This window comes from Nitritalea halalkaliphila LW7, assembly GCF_000265075.1.
In the GTDB taxonomy this organism is placed as follows: Bacteria; Bacteroidota; Bacteroidia; order Cytophagales; family Cyclobacteriaceae; genus Nitritalea; species Nitritalea halalkaliphila.
Genome location: NZ_AJYA01000048.1, coordinates 1 through 14,389, shown reverse-complemented (window position 1 = coordinate 14,389; position 14,389 = coordinate 1). Strand labels below are relative to the sequence as shown.

Genomic DNA, 14,389 nt, shown 5'->3' with positions numbered 1-14,389 from the left:
ACCTTTTACGGCGGAAGGCCTGCTGCGTGCCCAGCATCGTGGCATGCAGCGCGGTATCAGGGGGCAGAGGTGACCATCGTCCATCATTCCTACCTCCGCTGGCTGCACACACAGGGTGTGCCCCTGAAGGAAATGCCTGCGCAGGGGGTCTACGATCCTGCAGGCGGCTGGTTGCTGAGACGCAAAAGCCTTTTTGCGCAGCGCGCGCCAGGCTTACCTGTCTGTCGGCCCTCGCTTCGGGAAAGGCGGGCAGCATGAGGAGCCGATTAACGACAGCAAAGGCTGTGGCACGGTTATGCGGATGCACCTGTGGGCTGATGTATGCGCAGGACATGCAAGCGGCCTTTGAGATGGGGTGCCAGCTTTCCGCCCTCACGCATGGGCACCCGTCAGGCTATCTCAGTGGAGGTTTTTTCGCCGCGGTGATCTCGGGGCTTTGTCAACATATACCCTTGAATACCAGTGTGTATAAGGCTTTGGAACTGCTGATCGGTCGGCCCGGATTTCAAGAAGTGGAGCGGCTCATATTTCGTGCTTTGGACCTGCATGAGAAGTTAAAAGGCATGCCGCTGAGCCCGCAGCACCTCGAATCTCTGGGAGGGGCCTGGGTTGCGGAGGAGGCCCTCGCGATCAGTCTGCTCTGTTCCCTGCATTATGTGGAGGATTTTAAAGTGGGTGTTTTGGCAGCTGTAAACCATGGTGGAGACAGCGATTCTACTGGCGCCTGACGGGCAATATCCTCGGCTTGATCCATGGCCTATCGGGCATTCCAAGTGAGTGGATCTCCGGTCTGCGCGATGCGGATATCGTCTTGGAGATGGGCGAAGACCTTGCTATCAGTGTACAGGGAGCTACCTTCGCGCCCGATGCAGCGTGGGAAGAGAAGTATTCCCCCTTTTAGGTTTTGGTGCCCAGAAGCAGGTCGCAACCTTTCTCCAAGTGTTTTTTTAGGGAGTCATTCCCCAACTTTAAAAGGCAAAAAATCCAACTTAGTTCTCCTAATTTTGAACTGAAGTCTCTATATTTGCAACAATGTTGAAACAACTGCTTCTTTTAGGTATGACCTTGCTGCTTGTGGTAAACGGAATGCTCTATTCCGTTATACAGGGAGCCTATGTCCTAAATAAAGCAGCGATCATCGAAAATTTCTGCGTGAACACCACCCAGCCTGAGCTGAAATGCGATGGGAAATGCTACCTAGCCCAGCAGTTGGAAGCAGAAAAAGAACGGCAGGAGCAAAACAAGACACATGCCTTCGGGATGGATTTCGGTCAATTTATAGCGCCTGAGCAAGTTCCAGTGCTTCACCTTCCTGTATTTCTAGGGGAGGGCAGCTTTTCCAGTCTTTACATCGAGCGGATCTTCTCTATTTTTACCGGTGCCCTGGATATTCCTCCCAAGCTCTAATTTTTATAGGTTTCAGAAGCCTACATGCACTCGCTTCGTCCGCAGGTAGGTCTGCGCTAAGCGGCTCTCTCTCGCCTTTTCCTTTGCGCTATGCGCAAAAAAAAATAGCCTCTCTCTAAGGCCACTCCAATGGATAAAGTAGGCTGTTTTTCCTTTTAACTTCCATGAGCTATCGCTAGTAAAGCATTTAGACGACACTATGGTGCGTACGCTGTTCCTTATTTGCATGTCTTGGATGATCCTACTGAATAGTATGGTTTATTCCGTTATCTGTGTGAATTTTCAACTAAACAGGTCCTTTATAACGGAAATGTTTTGTGAAAATAAAGGCCTTCCCCTGTCCAGCTGCGGAGGCGCCTGCTACATGGAGCGGCAGCTGGAGCATGCTTCCCAAGAATCGGAAGGCGACGTGATGCGTTTTCGATCGGATTTTAACGCTTATACGTTGGCCTGCCTACCTGTTTTTTCCATGAAAAGGGAAGGCAAGGGGGTGCCGACGCAAAAGGCCTTCTATCAATTTCCTTTCTATGGTCTGGTCTCCATGCCGCTGGAGAAACCTCCTAAATGCTAAGCAGAAATTCGCCCGCACATGAAGACAACTCATCGTATAGTGAAAACGAAAACTGCTTAAAATGAAATTTAACGCTTTATTTATATGTATTGCCGTCTTTTTGATGGCAGTGGGGGACCTTACGGCCCAAATTAGAATGGAGGGAAATGTGATCGATGGCAACAGTCAGGAGCCTATTCCTGGTGTGGCCATTAAGGTTAGGGGCACGACGACGGGCACTGTAACAGACCTGAATGGAGGCTTTACACTGGACGTGCAAGAGGAGGCCCGGAACTTAGAGTTCTCTTTAATCGGCTATGAAACGAAACTCGTTTCCATCACCAACTTCCCCTCGAACGGCCGTGTCATCTTACAGCCCTCCTCTTTGGATCTGGCCGAGGTAACCGTTTTGGGTTTTGAAAACAACCGATCTCTATTAGAATCCACGGGAGCTATCGCCATCGCCGGCCCTAGGGATTTTGACAGAGCTGACAAAACGGACCTTGCCCAGATGCTCAATCATATTCCCGGGGTACAGGTGAGAGGGGCAAATGTGCTGCGGCCGGCAACCATCTCCATTCGAGGCCAGGGGGCCAGAGGTCCGGGGCAGACGGGCAGGATAAAAATATACTTAAATGACCTCATGCTGACGAATGCAGATGGAACGAACGCCTGGGAAGATATCGATCCCTATACCATCGGTTCTGTGGAGGTTATTAAAGGTCCAGGGAGTAGTATCTACGGTGCGTCCGTAGGAGGTGTGTTAAATATTCGAACAGAGACTGCGCCTTATGGGGAACACAGCGTAGAAGCCTTTTCGCTGCTGGGTTCTTTTAATTCCATGCGTGTAGGAACCACTTATCGGGTAAGTAATGAGAAGGTAAATATCCTAGCTACCGTCGGAACGCAGTCCACGGATGGCTTTCGGGAGCATTCGCAAGAACAGCGGGACTTTGTTACCTTCTTAGGCACATTTTCGAATGCGGAAAACAATACGACTACGCTCTTTTTAAATCGAAATAGGTACGACTCCAGGGCTCCAGGTGCGCTAACGCCGCAGCAGGTGGAAGAAAACCCGAGACAGGCCTTGCCGCTCGCTGTACTCCAAAACGCGGGCAGAATCGCGACCTTTACTCGGATGGGCATGAGTAACGATTGGCAGATAAGCGATCGCTGGAGAAATGTAACCTCGCTCACCATGTCCTTTTCGGACTTAGATCATCCGATAAACTTTCTCTACATCTATCAGTGGGCCCAAGACGTAGGGGGTAGGACGCGGTTTATCCATGATACGAACGTGTTCGGGAAAAAGGCCTCATTCACTGTGGGTGGTGAGTACCTTACCGGTGTCGTGCGAACGAATTTTTATGGCATCGAAGCAGGAAGACCTACGGGTGTGGCCATAGGCGACAGAGAGGCGAGAATACAAAATGGGATTCTCTTTGGGCAAGCAGAGTTAGAGGCGACGGAAAAACTCCTCGTCACCGCAGGAATGAGCGTGAATTTCTATGAGTTCGCGAATCTGGAGCTGACACTTCCAGGGGCTGAGAATCAAGTGAGACGTTTTGACCCCTTTGTAGCCCCTCGGGTAGCCTTTAATTACAGGCCCTAAAAACCTTAGCGATTCATGGAAATATTTCTGCAGGGTTTACCCGCCGGCGGTAGGGGATATTAACCGACCCGATGGGACAGTGAATCTGGACCTCAGAGAAGAGACGGCGCTGAATTTCGAGATCGGCAGTAGGGGAGCGGCGCTTAACGGCTGGCTGGAATATGATGTCAATGTGTACCGAATGAACCTCACGAATGAGATCCTCACCCGAACGCCCGAAATTGGCTTTGCGATTCGAGAAAATGCCGGAGAGACCAGCTACACAGGCTTGGAGGTGTACCTTAAGTCTAATCTGGCGCGAAACGCTAAGGGATTTATCCAGACGGTGATGCCTTCTTTCTCGCTTACGCTGCAAGAAACGGTGTTTGTCGATTTCCGCGAAACCCTCACACAGGCAGGACAAATCGTGGAATCGGATCTTCAAGGGAATCAAGTACCCGGAAATGCTCCCTCTAGAATCTTTAGCAATCTGGAAATCGGGGCTAAAAATGGCTTGTATGCCTTTGCCAACATCGAGTGGGTCGATCGAACACCCATCAATAATACCAATACACTCTTTAATGACGCGTTCACCTTCGTCTCCGCTAAAGTGGGCTGGAGAGGCTATCTCAGCCCCCGATTGGAAGCGAATCTAAACGTGGGGGTGAATAACCTGCTCGATCAAATCTATTCGGATAGTCCTGCGCTTAACCCCAACCCGATTCCTGGGGGGCCACTGGCAGGGCAGTTTCCTTTCCTTATTCCGAACTGGGGGAGAAATTATTATGCAGGATTAAATGTAAAGTATCATTTCTAAAGTACAGGATAAGGCTGGGAGAGAACTCCCAGCCGCTACCTTCCAAAGCGTATGGAATCAAAGCTAAAAGATAAAAAAACGACACGTGCGGCTACTTTAAAGCGAATCTATAAGTGGCATAGTGTGCTCGGTATGCTAACACTCCTCCGGTTATCTTCTGGACAGTCTCTGGCTTGATGCACCCGTTTATGGCCCACTGGTTTAAGCCTGAAATAGCTAAAACCTTCCTCATCCCCACACCTATTCCCGAGGAGAAGGTGCAGCTCAGTCCACAGGAAGCACTGGAGACCAATGGCATCACCTCCTTTAAAAACCTGCGCCTGGTGCAGTGGGAAGAGCAGGTCTATTACCAAGTAAAAGACGATCAAGCGCAGCTCGTCTACATCGATGCCCAAAATGGGGCCTTGAAAGAAAATGGTGATCGCTTGTATGCCGAATACTTGGCCAGAATTTTCTTGGATGACCCCTCCAGCCCGGTGAAAAACGCGGTGATCCAGGAGGAGTTTGATGATCAGTACAAGTACATCAACCGCCTGCTGCCAGTTTGGAAGCTCGACTTCGATCGCCCAGATGCGATGACGCTCTATGTGGAAACCCTATCGGATCGCTTAGGAACCTTTAACCCGAGGAGTAGAAAGGCCTTCATTTGGTTCTTTAGTTTCTTTCATAATTGGTCCTGGCTAGAGTCCATCACCAACCTGCATGTGCGAACCACGGTCATGCTGCTCTTTTTAGGGCTTATTACTGCTTCCGCCTTGGCGGGCCTGCTCATCTATGGCTTTATGTGGAAACGTTTCAGTAGCCCAAGGCCAGAGAATAAAAGAGGACTCCTACGCCAGTACCATCGACAAATCGGTTTGGCCACCGCCTTCGTTACCCTGACCTTTGCCTTTAGTGGAGGGTATCAAGCCACAGCCAAGTATACCCCGAATACATTGCCTGAAATGCGCGTGGAACCCAGTATACGCACCGCTGATTTGATGGTTCCGCTCCAGGAGCTGGACCTTGCCAAAGGCAGCTTGGTTAATTTCGAGGTCGTACAGATGCAGGGCGAAACCTTCTATCAGGTACACAAACATGAGGGGAGGGAAAACCCGCTTCGCTATGCCTATTATGCCGCCAGCTCGGGGGGGCAACTTGAAGACGGTGACACCCAGTATGCCCAGTTCCTCGCCGATACCTTTGCGGAAAAATTAGGGCTTAACCTCCGCACCTCAGCGCTCCAAAGCCAGGAGGTCCTACGTACCTTCGACCATGAATATGGGTTTATCTTTAAAAGGTTACCCGTACATAAGTTAGCCTTTACTACCCCGAACGCACAGACCCTTTACATCGAGACCGGCACCTCGCGCTTAGCGGCGAGCATCGCGAATGCAGATCGGGTCAGAGGATTCTCCTTTGCCGTACTCCATAAGTTTTTCTTTATGGACTGGGCCGGGAAAACCGTCCGTGACCTCGTGATGCTGGTCAGCGCTTTAGGTGTTCTGGTGGTGAGCTTATTTGGTCTGGCACTCTTCGTGAAACAAAACAGCTTGTTCTGACTAGTTACAGCAAGAAAGGGCAGTTAATGACTGCTCCTTCTTTTTTCTAACCTTATAAAACAACATACACACATGAAAAAACTACTTTTACTGGCACTCTTAGGCGGCTTCTTTGGGAGCTGCACCTCTGAAGTACAAGAAATGTCTCCTCAATTTGACCATGCAGGGGCGATTTTAGCGTCCTTAGAAAAGTCCAAGGCCTATACCTATGCGATTTTAGATCAAATGCCCGATAGCCTGTACGACTATAAACCGACTCCAGAGTTGATGACATTTTCTGAACATTATGTGCATAATGCCCTATTCACGTGTAATCAGCTGGCGAATCGGCTCCAACTCGAAAACCCCTATAAGGATTTTAAACGGGAGCGGGACTTTACTAAGGAGGAAACCATCCAGGAAGTGGACCGGATGTACGCTTTCATGACCAAAACCTTAGAAGCGATGACTACCGAGGACTTGGAAAAAGAAATAGAGTTCGGAAAGGAAAATATTCCTGCTTGGAGACTTTTCCATATAGTGGAAAATCATAACAATCATCATAGAGGGTACTCTCTGGTGTATCTGCGGATGAATGGGATCGTTCCGAAAGGATATTTTGGTTGGTAAGCACAAAACAAAACGTATGAAAAATTTCGGTATTTACGCACTAATGCTCCTCCTCTTCTCCTGCGGGAAGCCAGAGTCTGAAGCAACACAGTCTTTTCCTCCAGCGCTGCAGTTCCTTCTTATGGATGATTCGGACAGCATCTACTTGGCTTCTCTGGAAGCAGATGCACTCCTCCTGCGCGCGAGTGCTCCGAACGAGGCATCCGCCAGTTTGTATCTGAGTGAAGACCGCTCCCTTCTCTTTTCGATGGAACGGGCCTCCGGCCAAATTAATATCATGGAGCTCGCTCGTTTCGGGAAATGGCTGCCCCAGCCCATAGAGCGGCCGCTCCCCACGCATTGGACAGGCGTCCAAAACCACGCCCTAATTTTTAATGATGGGGACGGGAGTGTCCTCTATACGCAGGCGGACACGGCTGTTACCGCAGGCTTTTCCCTGAGGGTTTTAGAGCTGGAGGAAAGCAGTGCCCACCACGGCGCAGCACTGTATCTGAACAGCGGGACCGTGGCCATGACAGTAAAGGGGGAGCAGGAAGAGGGGGTGCTTCCGCAGCGGGTAGCCCTGGTGGACCTCCGCAGTCAGCAGAAACTCCTCAGCACCGAGGCCCTGGCACTTGGAGGCATTCACGGCGCACAGTCGAACGGCACCTACGCCCTTTTTGGCACCATGGAGGGCATTTTATGGATAAAAGAGGACCTCAGCTATGGCCTGATCGCCTATCCCGAGCCTTTACAAAACAGTTCGGGTAACTGGATCGGCAGCCTGAAGGGGGCGGGCTCCACCTTTGTGGGGAGTGCCAGGAATTTAGGTTTATTTCAACTTGACCCGGAGGCGCAGACTATCGTCAGCCTTTACGCCTCGGATCAGGTGGCAGACTATCAGGTGAGCGCGGATGGGCGCTACACGGTGGTGCTGCGCAAAGATAATCGCCTGGCTCTGCTCGATAATACTTCCTTGGCCCTGTTACAGGAGATGCCTATTCCGGATCAGCCGGAGACCGCTAAGGGGTATAAGATCGCACTATCTGAGCAGCTGCTGGTGGTGGCAGCGCTGGGGTATAGACAGCTCCAGTTCTTTGACATCTCCACTCTGCAGCCGCTGGGGCAGTTTTCTTCCGATGTGGTGCTTCGGGATTTCCTCGTTTTTTAGGCTGCGGGCGATAGGCCTTTTTGGGGGGAGTTCAGACGCCTTAGGGTGTCGGTGAACTCCCCCCTTTTATCCATATGCAGGTCAGAAGCGGGTCGCTGCCGCTCCAAAGGCCATGAGCGTGCTCATTTTTCGCTTGGGTTAAAAAAGAAAGCAAACGAAACCAATCGAACATGGAAAAGAAAGCAAACGAAGCCAAACGATCACGGTTTTAGCAAAATCGAAAGCAAACGAAAGTTAAAAAAGAAAGCAAACGAACATTTTGTGGTTTTAGGGGAGAAAAGAATTAAAACCTGTCAATGGCTGACAATTCTGTACTTTTTAAGTAATAAGTGTTGGAATACTTAAATTATCACCCTATCTTAAACTAAAATTACGGGTATAAAACCAAAAAGACCCCTAAAACTAATGTTGAAGGGGCCTTTTGAAATGTTTTCACAACGGAATAATCCTTATTGTGAATTGCTTCAAATTGGTTTTTAAAGATAGTAAAAGATTTTCAAATTTTTAAGGACTTATGAAAAAGATTTTAGGTTTAGATTTAGGTACGAACAGCGTTGGCTGGGCGCTTATCGCGCAAGATACAAGCGAGCGTAAGGGGGAAATCATCGGCTTGGGCTCTCGTATTATTCCCATGTCTCAGGATCTGCTCGGCGACTTCGGGAAAGGCAATTCTGTTTCTCAGACGGCTGAGCGGACAAGATTGCGGGGGGTGAGGCGTCTGCGCGAGCGGTATTTATTACGAAGAGAGCGGCTGCATCGGGTGCTTCATATTTTAGGGTTTTTGCCTGAAAATTACGCTTCACAGATAGATTTTACTGAGCGTGTAGGTAAATTTTTTCCTGAAAAAGAGCCGAAATTAGCTTATGACGATTCGGGCAACTTTCTATTCAGTGCGTATTTTGAAGAAATGCTGACCGTTTTTAACGCTAGGCAGCCCGAACTACTTTCCCAAGGAAGAAGACTTCCTCAGGGTTGGACACTTTACTACTTAAGGAAAAAAGCACTCACTGAAAAGATATCTAAAGAGGCTTTGGCTTGGGTTCTTTTAAATTTTAATCAAAAAAGGGGCTATTATCAGCTGCGAGGAGAGGAGCAAGAAGAAAATCCACATAAACTTGTGGAGTTTCATACGTTGAAAGTGGTTAAAATAGAAAAAGATCCCGAAGTGAACAGTAAGGGAGATACTTGGTATTCGCTCCATTTAGAAAATGAATGGGTGTATAGGAGGTCGAGTAAGGTGCCTTTGGATGATTGGCTCGGTAAAGAAAGGGATTTTATAGTGACCACCGATTTAGATAAAGAAGGTAACCCTAAATTGGATCGAGATGGACAGATAAAAAGAAGTTTTCGTGCCCCAAGTGAAGATGATTGGGGGCTTGTGAAGAAAAAAACAGAGCGCGAACTCGAACGCTCAGGAACCACAGTAGGAGCGTATATTTTTGAGCAGTTACTTCTGAATCCACAAGTCAAGGTTAAAGGTAAGCTCATTAAGACGATTGAGCGTAAGTTCTATAAAGAAGAGCTATTAAAAATAATGCGTACGCAAGAGGCTTTTCATCCTGAGTTACGTGATGAGCAATTATTAGCAGATGCAGTACGGGAACTATACAAGCATAATAAGGGACATCAACATGTATTGCTGGGGAAGGACCTAAGTCATTTACTTATAGAAGACATCCTATTTTACCAGCGTCCTTTAAAAAGTCAGAAATCCAGTATCGCAAATTGTCCTTTAGAAAAAAGGTATTATGAAAAAGAGGGAGAGCAGGTAGAGCTCCCCCAAAAGGTTACATCTAAGTCGCATCCATTATTCCAAGAGTTTCGACTGCTGCAGTGGCTGGCCAATCTAAGAATACTTCGAAAGGCCGATAATAAGGATGTGACTGCTGCATTTATTAGAAGTTGGGAGGAAAAAGAACAGCTACTTCATTACCTGTCTTCAGTAGAAAAAATATCGAATGATATAGTTCTTAAATTTTTATTGGGTTTACATGGTTTTAAAGGTAAGGCATTACAGGCGGAAGTCCAGAAGTACCGCTGGAACTATGTTTTTGACTCAGAGACCAATGAGTCTAAAGAGTATCCTGGAAATACAACGCGCGCGGACTTCATGGCCCGATTAAATCGGGTAGTGAATTTTGATAAGGAGCAATATACTCCGGAGTTTGAGGAATCTTTATGGCATATCGTTTATAGTGTGACTGATAAGCAGGAGTTTGAACGTGCGCTGAAAAGATTCGCAAGAAAATGGAGTCTTGATGAGGAAACCTTTTTCGCGGCATTTAGAAAAATACCGCCCTTTAAAAGCGATTATGCATCCTACTCTCTAAAAGCAATTAAAAAACTGCTTCCTCTTATGCGTTTTGGTTCTAGCTGGAATGAATCGGCTATTGACACTGAATCAAGAAGAAGGATTGACCTTGTTTTAGATGGTGAATATGACCCAGAAGTAAAGGATAAAGTTCGAGAGCTGTCCGTTGACTTCACTTCGGTAGCTGAATTTCAAGGGCTTCCTTTATGGTTTGCGAGTTACTTGGTTTATGGCCGTCATGCTGAAGCTTCTGAGCTAGTGAAGTGGAACTCTAGTGAAGAACTAGCTCAGTTTATCAAGGATTTTAAGCAGCATAGTTTAAGAAACCCTATAGTAGAACAAGTAATCGTAGAAACGCTACGCGTGGTAAAGGATATTTGGGATACTTATGGTGAAGGGCGTAAGGATTTTTTTGATGAAATTCATATTGAACTGGGTAGGGAAATGAAAAACCCAGCTGAGGTTCGTCAGCGTATGACGCGTCAGCAATCTGAGCAGGAAAATACTAATCTTCGCATCAAGGCATTTCTTCTAGAGCTATTAAAAGATCCTGATGTAGAAGATGTAAGGCCATATTCGCCCATGCAGCAAGATATTTTAAAACTATACGAAGAGGGAGCTTTATTAGCAGCAGAAGATATTCCAGAAGATATTTTGAAAATCAGCAAAGCGCCACAGCCTTCTCGATCCGATTTTCAGCGGTATAAGATTTGGCTCGAACAGCAGTATTGTTCTCCATATACTGGAAAGCTGATACCTCTTAATAAGCTATTTACCCCTGCCTATGAAATCGAGCATGTGATACCCCAGTCGCGTTATTTCGATGACAGCATGAGTAATAAGGTAATCTGTGAGGCAGCTGTCAATAAATTAAAAGGTAATAAACTAGGCCTCGAGTTTATACAGGCACACGGTGGAGAAAGAATTCAGCTTGGCTATGGAGAAGAGGTCACGATTTTCACAGAAGCGCAGTATAAAGGGTTTATCGAGGACAAGTACGCGAGGCATCCCGTGAAAAAGCGTAAGTTACTAGCCGATGAACTACCCGAAAGTATGATTGAGCGGCAGTTAAATGATACACGCTACATCAGTAAGTATATAGCGGGCATACTTTCTTGCATAGTTCGCGCTGAAGAACAGGATACAGGGTTTAACTCGAAAAACGTTGTCCCAGGTTCCGGCAAAGTTACGGGAGTTCTCAAACAAGATTGGGGCTTGAATGATGTTTGGAATTCGCTTATTCTTCCACGGTTTGAGCGAATGAATCAGCTATCGGGTTCAAATGACTATACCGCGTGGAATGAGAAGCATCAAAAGTTCCTACCCACCGTTCCGCTGGAAATGGCAAAAGGGTTTCAGAAAAAAAGAATAGATCATCGGCATCATGCTTTAGATGCTTTAGTGGTAGCTTGTACTACCAGAACACATATCCAATACATGAATAATGAGCATGCACGCAAAAAAAGTCTATAAAAATGATGAGGAGAAAAAAGCAAGGCGTTATGATCTAAGAAATAAACTGTGTTATAAAAACAAGTCTCTTGATAATGGGCAGTATACCTGGCAATTTTATAAACCGTGGGAGTCCTTTACAGCAGATGCGAAAGAGAAGTTAGAGCAAGTAATCGTCAGTTTTAAACAGAATTTACGTGTTATCAATCGCACCACCAACTTCTATTATTCTTATAGAGATGAGACAGGGGCCTTGCGTCTAGATAGTCAAGGGAATCCGAAAAAGGCACTGATTAAACAAGTAAAAGGCGATGCTTGGGCTATTCGTAAACCCATGCATAAAGATACAGTTACAGCTCATATTCACTTACGCGATGTGAAGAAGGTGCGTCTGAGTCTGGCTATGGAGAATCCGGAACAGCTTGTGAATAAACGCTTAAAAAAACATGTTGCAGGACTCATTGCTTTAAACTACGACGCAAAATTACTAGTCAAATATTTTAAGGATCGTAAGTATCAGTTTGAGGGAGAGGATGTTTCTAAAGTAGACGTCTACTACATGAGAGAGGATTTAGCTGCTACTAGAGTTGTCTTAGATACTTCGTTTAATAAGAAAAAGATCGAAACCGTTACAGATACGGGTATTCGTAAAATTCTTTTAAAACATCTCGAAAGCTATACGGGAATATTAGACGCTAAAGGAAAAGAAATTCCTGCAGAAACGCTTGCGTTTACTCCCGAAGGAATCGATGATATGAATAAGTCTATTCGGGAATTGAATGATGGGAAAGATCATCAACCTATTTATAAGGTGCGAACTTTCGAAGTAAAGGGTGCTAAATTTCCTGTCGGATTAACTGGTAATAAAAGCAAAAAGTTAGTAGAAGCGGCTAAGGGAACGAATCTTTACTTTGCTATTTATATCGATGAAAACGGCAAACGTAATTATGAAAGTATTCCTTTTAATGTGGTTTTAGAGCGCTCAAGCAAGGGGAGGGACCCGTTCCAGAACGTAATGATAAGGGCCATAGGCTATTGTTTCACTTGTCGCCAAATGATTTGGTTTATATTCCAGAGAAAGATTTTATAGATAAATCGGTGAAAACAGAACCAATGCCTTTAAGACTACCTGAAAGAGTTTATAAGATGATTAGTAGCACTGGTGCTGAATGTCATTTTCTTCCAGTTAACGTGTCGTCTTTAATCAAAGGGTATGATGCAAAGTCTAAGCTCGGAGAGTTTGGTAGTCAAAATAAGCAGGAAGTAACGAGTGATTCATTTATTCGGGTTAAAGAGCGGTGTTATAAATTAGAAATAAACCGGCTAGGAATACCATTAAATAGATTAAAATGATAAAGCGAACTCTATTCTTCGGTAATCCTGCTCATTTAAGTACAACGAATCAGCAGTTAAAAATCAGCTTTCGTGATGCGTCACTTCCTGATCGGCAGGTGCCCATTGAAGACATTGGAGTCATCGTTTTAGAGGATCAGCAGATTACCGTCACCAATGCGCTTTTAGCCAAGCTAACTGCGCATAAGGTGGCTGTAATTTGCTGTAATGCAGCCCATTTACCAGAAGGGCTCTTACTGCCTATGCATGCACATACAGAGCATACAGAACGGATTCGACATCAGTTGAATGCATCACTGCCTTTAAAAAAGAATTTATGGCAACAAACAATAAGCGCCAAGATCAAAAATCAACATGCGTTATTGGTTGAACGTGGTATTGAGATTAAGCGAATGGAGTACCTGTACCGGAATGTTAAGTCGGGTGACACTGGGGGCCATGAAGCGCAGGCGGCAGCCATCTACTGGGATCATTTAATCGATATTCCTGGTTTTAGGAGAGAGCAGACTGGAATTCCTCCGAATAACTTACTTAATTATGGCTATGCGATCCTTCGTGCTGTGATCGCTAGGGCACTGGTTTCATCGGGGATGTTACCAAGTGTTGGAATTTGGCATCGGAATAAATACAATCCGTATTGTTTGGCGGATGACATAATGGAACCCTATCGTCCGTATGTGGATTTAGTTGTTCATGCTATCGTCGAAAGCGGGGAAAGTATAGAAGAGCTCAGCACAGCCTTAAAACGAGAGCTTTTGCAAATACCGGCGATGGATGTACAGATAGAGGGGCAGAAGAGTCCGTTATTTATCGCAGCTTCACGAACTACCTCTTCTCTCTTCGATTGTTTCGTAGGAGTTAGCAGGAAGATTAGTTATCCTGACTATGGAGGCTAATCATTTTTCAAGGCTAAATCAATATCGTTCTATGTGGGTACTTGTTTTCTTTGATTTGCCGACAGATACTAAGCGAGATCGTAAGGTGGCAGCTGGTTTTCGAAAAAAACTTTTAGAAGATGGTTTTGCGATGTTTCAGTTCTCCATTTACACGCGTTTTTGCCCAAGTCGGGAGAATGCTGATGTGCATATACGCCGGACAAAGATAAATCTTCCTCCAAAGGGAAAGGTAGGTATCATGGCCATTACGGATAGGCAATTTGGTATGATGGAGATTTTCTACGGAAAAAAGAAACAGGATACGGAGCCGCCCTCTCAGCAACTTGAATTATTTTAGGGCCAATATAAAGTAACCTTCTTGAACTTTGAAAGATTTTTTACGCTTACTTTTTTAATCCTGAAAATCAAGTTAAGTCACAGCTTACCAGCAGTTTAGACTGCGGTAAGCTGTGACTCTTAGACTAAGATACCAATTTGAGAGCAATTCACAACAAAACGTACTGAACGTGAAAGCGAACAAGGCTGTGACTCTTAGACTAAGATACCAATTTGAGAGCAATTCACAACCCTTGTCGAGATCGTCGTTGGCGAATCCATAGCTGTGACTCTTAGACTAAGATACCAATTTGAGAGCAATTCACAACCTGGATGAGCTGACTTDCTCGAATCACCACTGCCTATACGATGTACAGCACGTACGTCTGAGCATCGA

Annotated in this window: 15 protein-coding genes; 14 read left to right on the top strand and 1 reads right to left on the bottom strand. The window is 46.0% G+C overall.

What is annotated here, in order from left to right:
- On the bottom strand, positions 1–334 hold a 334-nt coding region (locus A3SI_RS21050; protein WP_238531771.1), incomplete at its 3' end, for a hypothetical protein.
- Here A3SI_RS21050 and A3SI_RS21045 point away from each other — a divergent pair.
- The 14 genes from A3SI_RS21045 (at position 318) to cas2 (ending at position 14,014) form a co-directional block, all read left to right on the top strand.
- Positions 318–728 carry an ADP-ribosylglycohydrolase family protein gene (locus A3SI_RS21045; protein ID WP_050977533.1) on the top strand — a complete coding sequence of 137 codons (411 nt, stop codon included), beginning with the start codon at positions 318–320 and terminating at the stop codon, positions 726–728. The genes A3SI_RS21050 and A3SI_RS21045 overlap by 17 nt on opposite strands.
- Before the next feature lie 17 nt (positions 729–745).
- Positions 746–901 (top strand): hypothetical protein, encoded by a 156-nt coding sequence (locus tag A3SI_RS19055; RefSeq protein ID WP_156810313.1) that lies wholly within the window; start codon positions 746–748, stop codon positions 899–901.
- Between the two features lie 131 nt (positions 902–1,032).
- Positions 1,033–1,407: a hypothetical protein gene (locus A3SI_RS13560; RefSeq protein WP_040670988.1), complete on the top strand. Its 375-nt coding sequence runs from the start codon at positions 1,033–1,035 to the stop codon at positions 1,405–1,407.
- Positions 1,408–1,606: 199 nt separating this feature from the next.
- Positions 1,607–1,978 (top strand): hypothetical protein, encoded by a 372-nt coding sequence (locus A3SI_RS13555; protein ID WP_009056759.1) that lies wholly within the window; start codon positions 1,607–1,609, stop codon positions 1,976–1,978.
- 103 nt (positions 1,979–2,081) lie between these two features.
- Positions 2,082–3,569, top strand: a complete 1,488-nt coding sequence (locus A3SI_RS13550; RefSeq protein ID WP_040670979.1) for a TonB-dependent receptor — start codon at positions 2,082–2,084, stop codon at positions 3,567–3,569.
- A gap of 79 nt (positions 3,570–3,648) precedes the next feature.
- Positions 3,649–4,365, top strand: coding sequence for a TonB-dependent receptor (locus tag A3SI_RS13545; protein WP_040670978.1), 717 nt, complete (start codon positions 3,649–3,651; stop codon positions 4,363–4,365).
- 188 nt (positions 4,366–4,553) lie between these two features.
- Positions 4,554–5,906, top strand: coding sequence for a PepSY domain-containing protein (locus A3SI_RS13540; protein ID WP_009056758.1), 1,353 nt, complete (start codon positions 4,554–4,556; stop codon positions 5,904–5,906).
- Positions 5,907–5,978: 72 nt separating this feature from the next.
- Positions 5,979–6,515, top strand: coding sequence for a DinB family protein (locus tag A3SI_RS13535; protein ID WP_009056757.1), 537 nt, complete (start codon positions 5,979–5,981; stop codon positions 6,513–6,515).
- 16 nt (positions 6,516–6,531) lie between these two features.
- Positions 6,532–7,665 (top strand): hypothetical protein, encoded by a 1,134-nt coding sequence (locus tag A3SI_RS13530; protein ID WP_009056756.1) that lies wholly within the window; start codon positions 6,532–6,534, stop codon positions 7,663–7,665.
- A gap of 514 nt (positions 7,666–8,179) precedes the next feature.
- Complete coding sequence (cas9, locus tag A3SI_RS13520; protein ID WP_202946869.1) at positions 8,180–11,449, top strand: type II CRISPR RNA-guided endonuclease Cas9; 3,270 nt, start codon at positions 8,180–8,182, stop codon at positions 11,447–11,449.
- On the top strand, positions 11,427–12,518 hold the full coding sequence (locus tag A3SI_RS19770; RefSeq protein ID WP_202946868.1) for a hypothetical protein: 1,092 nt from the start codon (positions 11,427–11,429) through the stop codon (positions 12,516–12,518). The genes cas9 and A3SI_RS19770 overlap by 23 nt, the downstream gene beginning before the upstream one ends.
- Before the next feature lie 8 nt (positions 12,519–12,526).
- The gene (locus tag A3SI_RS19765; protein WP_156810311.1) at positions 12,527–12,781 is read left to right on the top strand and encodes a hypothetical protein; all 255 of its coding nucleotides are present in this window, start codon (positions 12,527–12,529) and stop codon (positions 12,779–12,781) included.
- Positions 12,778–13,677: a type II CRISPR-associated endonuclease Cas1 gene (gene cas1, locus A3SI_RS13515; RefSeq protein ID WP_009056754.1), complete on the top strand. Its 900-nt coding sequence runs from the start codon at positions 12,778–12,780 to the stop codon at positions 13,675–13,677. Before A3SI_RS19765 ends, cas1 begins: the two co-directional genes overlap by 4 nt.
- On the top strand, positions 13,667–14,014 hold the full coding sequence (gene cas2 / locus A3SI_RS13510) for a CRISPR-associated endonuclease Cas2 (RefSeq protein WP_040670973.1): 348 nt from the start codon (positions 13,667–13,669) through the stop codon (positions 14,012–14,014). The genes cas1 and cas2 overlap by 11 nt, the downstream gene beginning before the upstream one ends.
- Positions 14,015–14,389 lie beyond the last annotated feature (375 nt).

Bases quoted from the DNA above. Each gene is read 5' to 3' on its own strand.
- A3SI_RS21045 (WP_050977533.1), top strand. From the start codon at position 318: ATGTATGCGCAGGACATGCAAGCGGCCTTTGAGATGGGGTGCCAGCTT.
- A3SI_RS13560 (WP_040670988.1), top strand. From the start codon at position 1,033: ATGTTGAAACAACTGCTTCTTTTAGGTATGACCTTGCTGCTTGTGGTA.
- A3SI_RS13555 (WP_009056759.1), top strand. From the start codon at position 1,607: ATGGTGCGTACGCTGTTCCTTATTTGCATGTCTTGGATGATCCTACTG.
- A3SI_RS13550 (WP_040670979.1), top strand. From the start codon at position 2,082: ATGGCAGTGGGGGACCTTACGGCCCAAATTAGAATGGAGGGAAATGTG.
- A3SI_RS13540 (WP_009056758.1), top strand. From the start codon at position 4,554: ATGGCCCACTGGTTTAAGCCTGAAATAGCTAAAACCTTCCTCATCCCC.
- A3SI_RS13535 (WP_009056757.1), top strand. From the start codon at position 5,979: ATGAAAAAACTACTTTTACTGGCACTCTTAGGCGGCTTCTTTGGGAGC.
- A3SI_RS13530 (WP_009056756.1), top strand. From the start codon at position 6,532: ATGAAAAATTTCGGTATTTACGCACTAATGCTCCTCCTCTTCTCCTGC.
- cas9 (WP_202946869.1), top strand. From the start codon at position 8,180: ATGAAAAAGATTTTAGGTTTAGATTTAGGTACGAACAGCGTTGGCTGG.
- A3SI_RS19770 (WP_202946868.1), top strand. From the start codon at position 11,427: ATGCACGCAAAAAAAGTCTATAAAAATGATGAGGAGAAAAAAGCAAGG.
- cas1 (WP_009056754.1), top strand. From the start codon at position 12,778: ATGATAAAGCGAACTCTATTCTTCGGTAATCCTGCTCATTTAAGTACA.
- cas2 (WP_040670973.1), top strand. From the start codon at position 13,667: ATGGAGGCTAATCATTTTTCAAGGCTAAATCAATATCGTTCTATGTGG.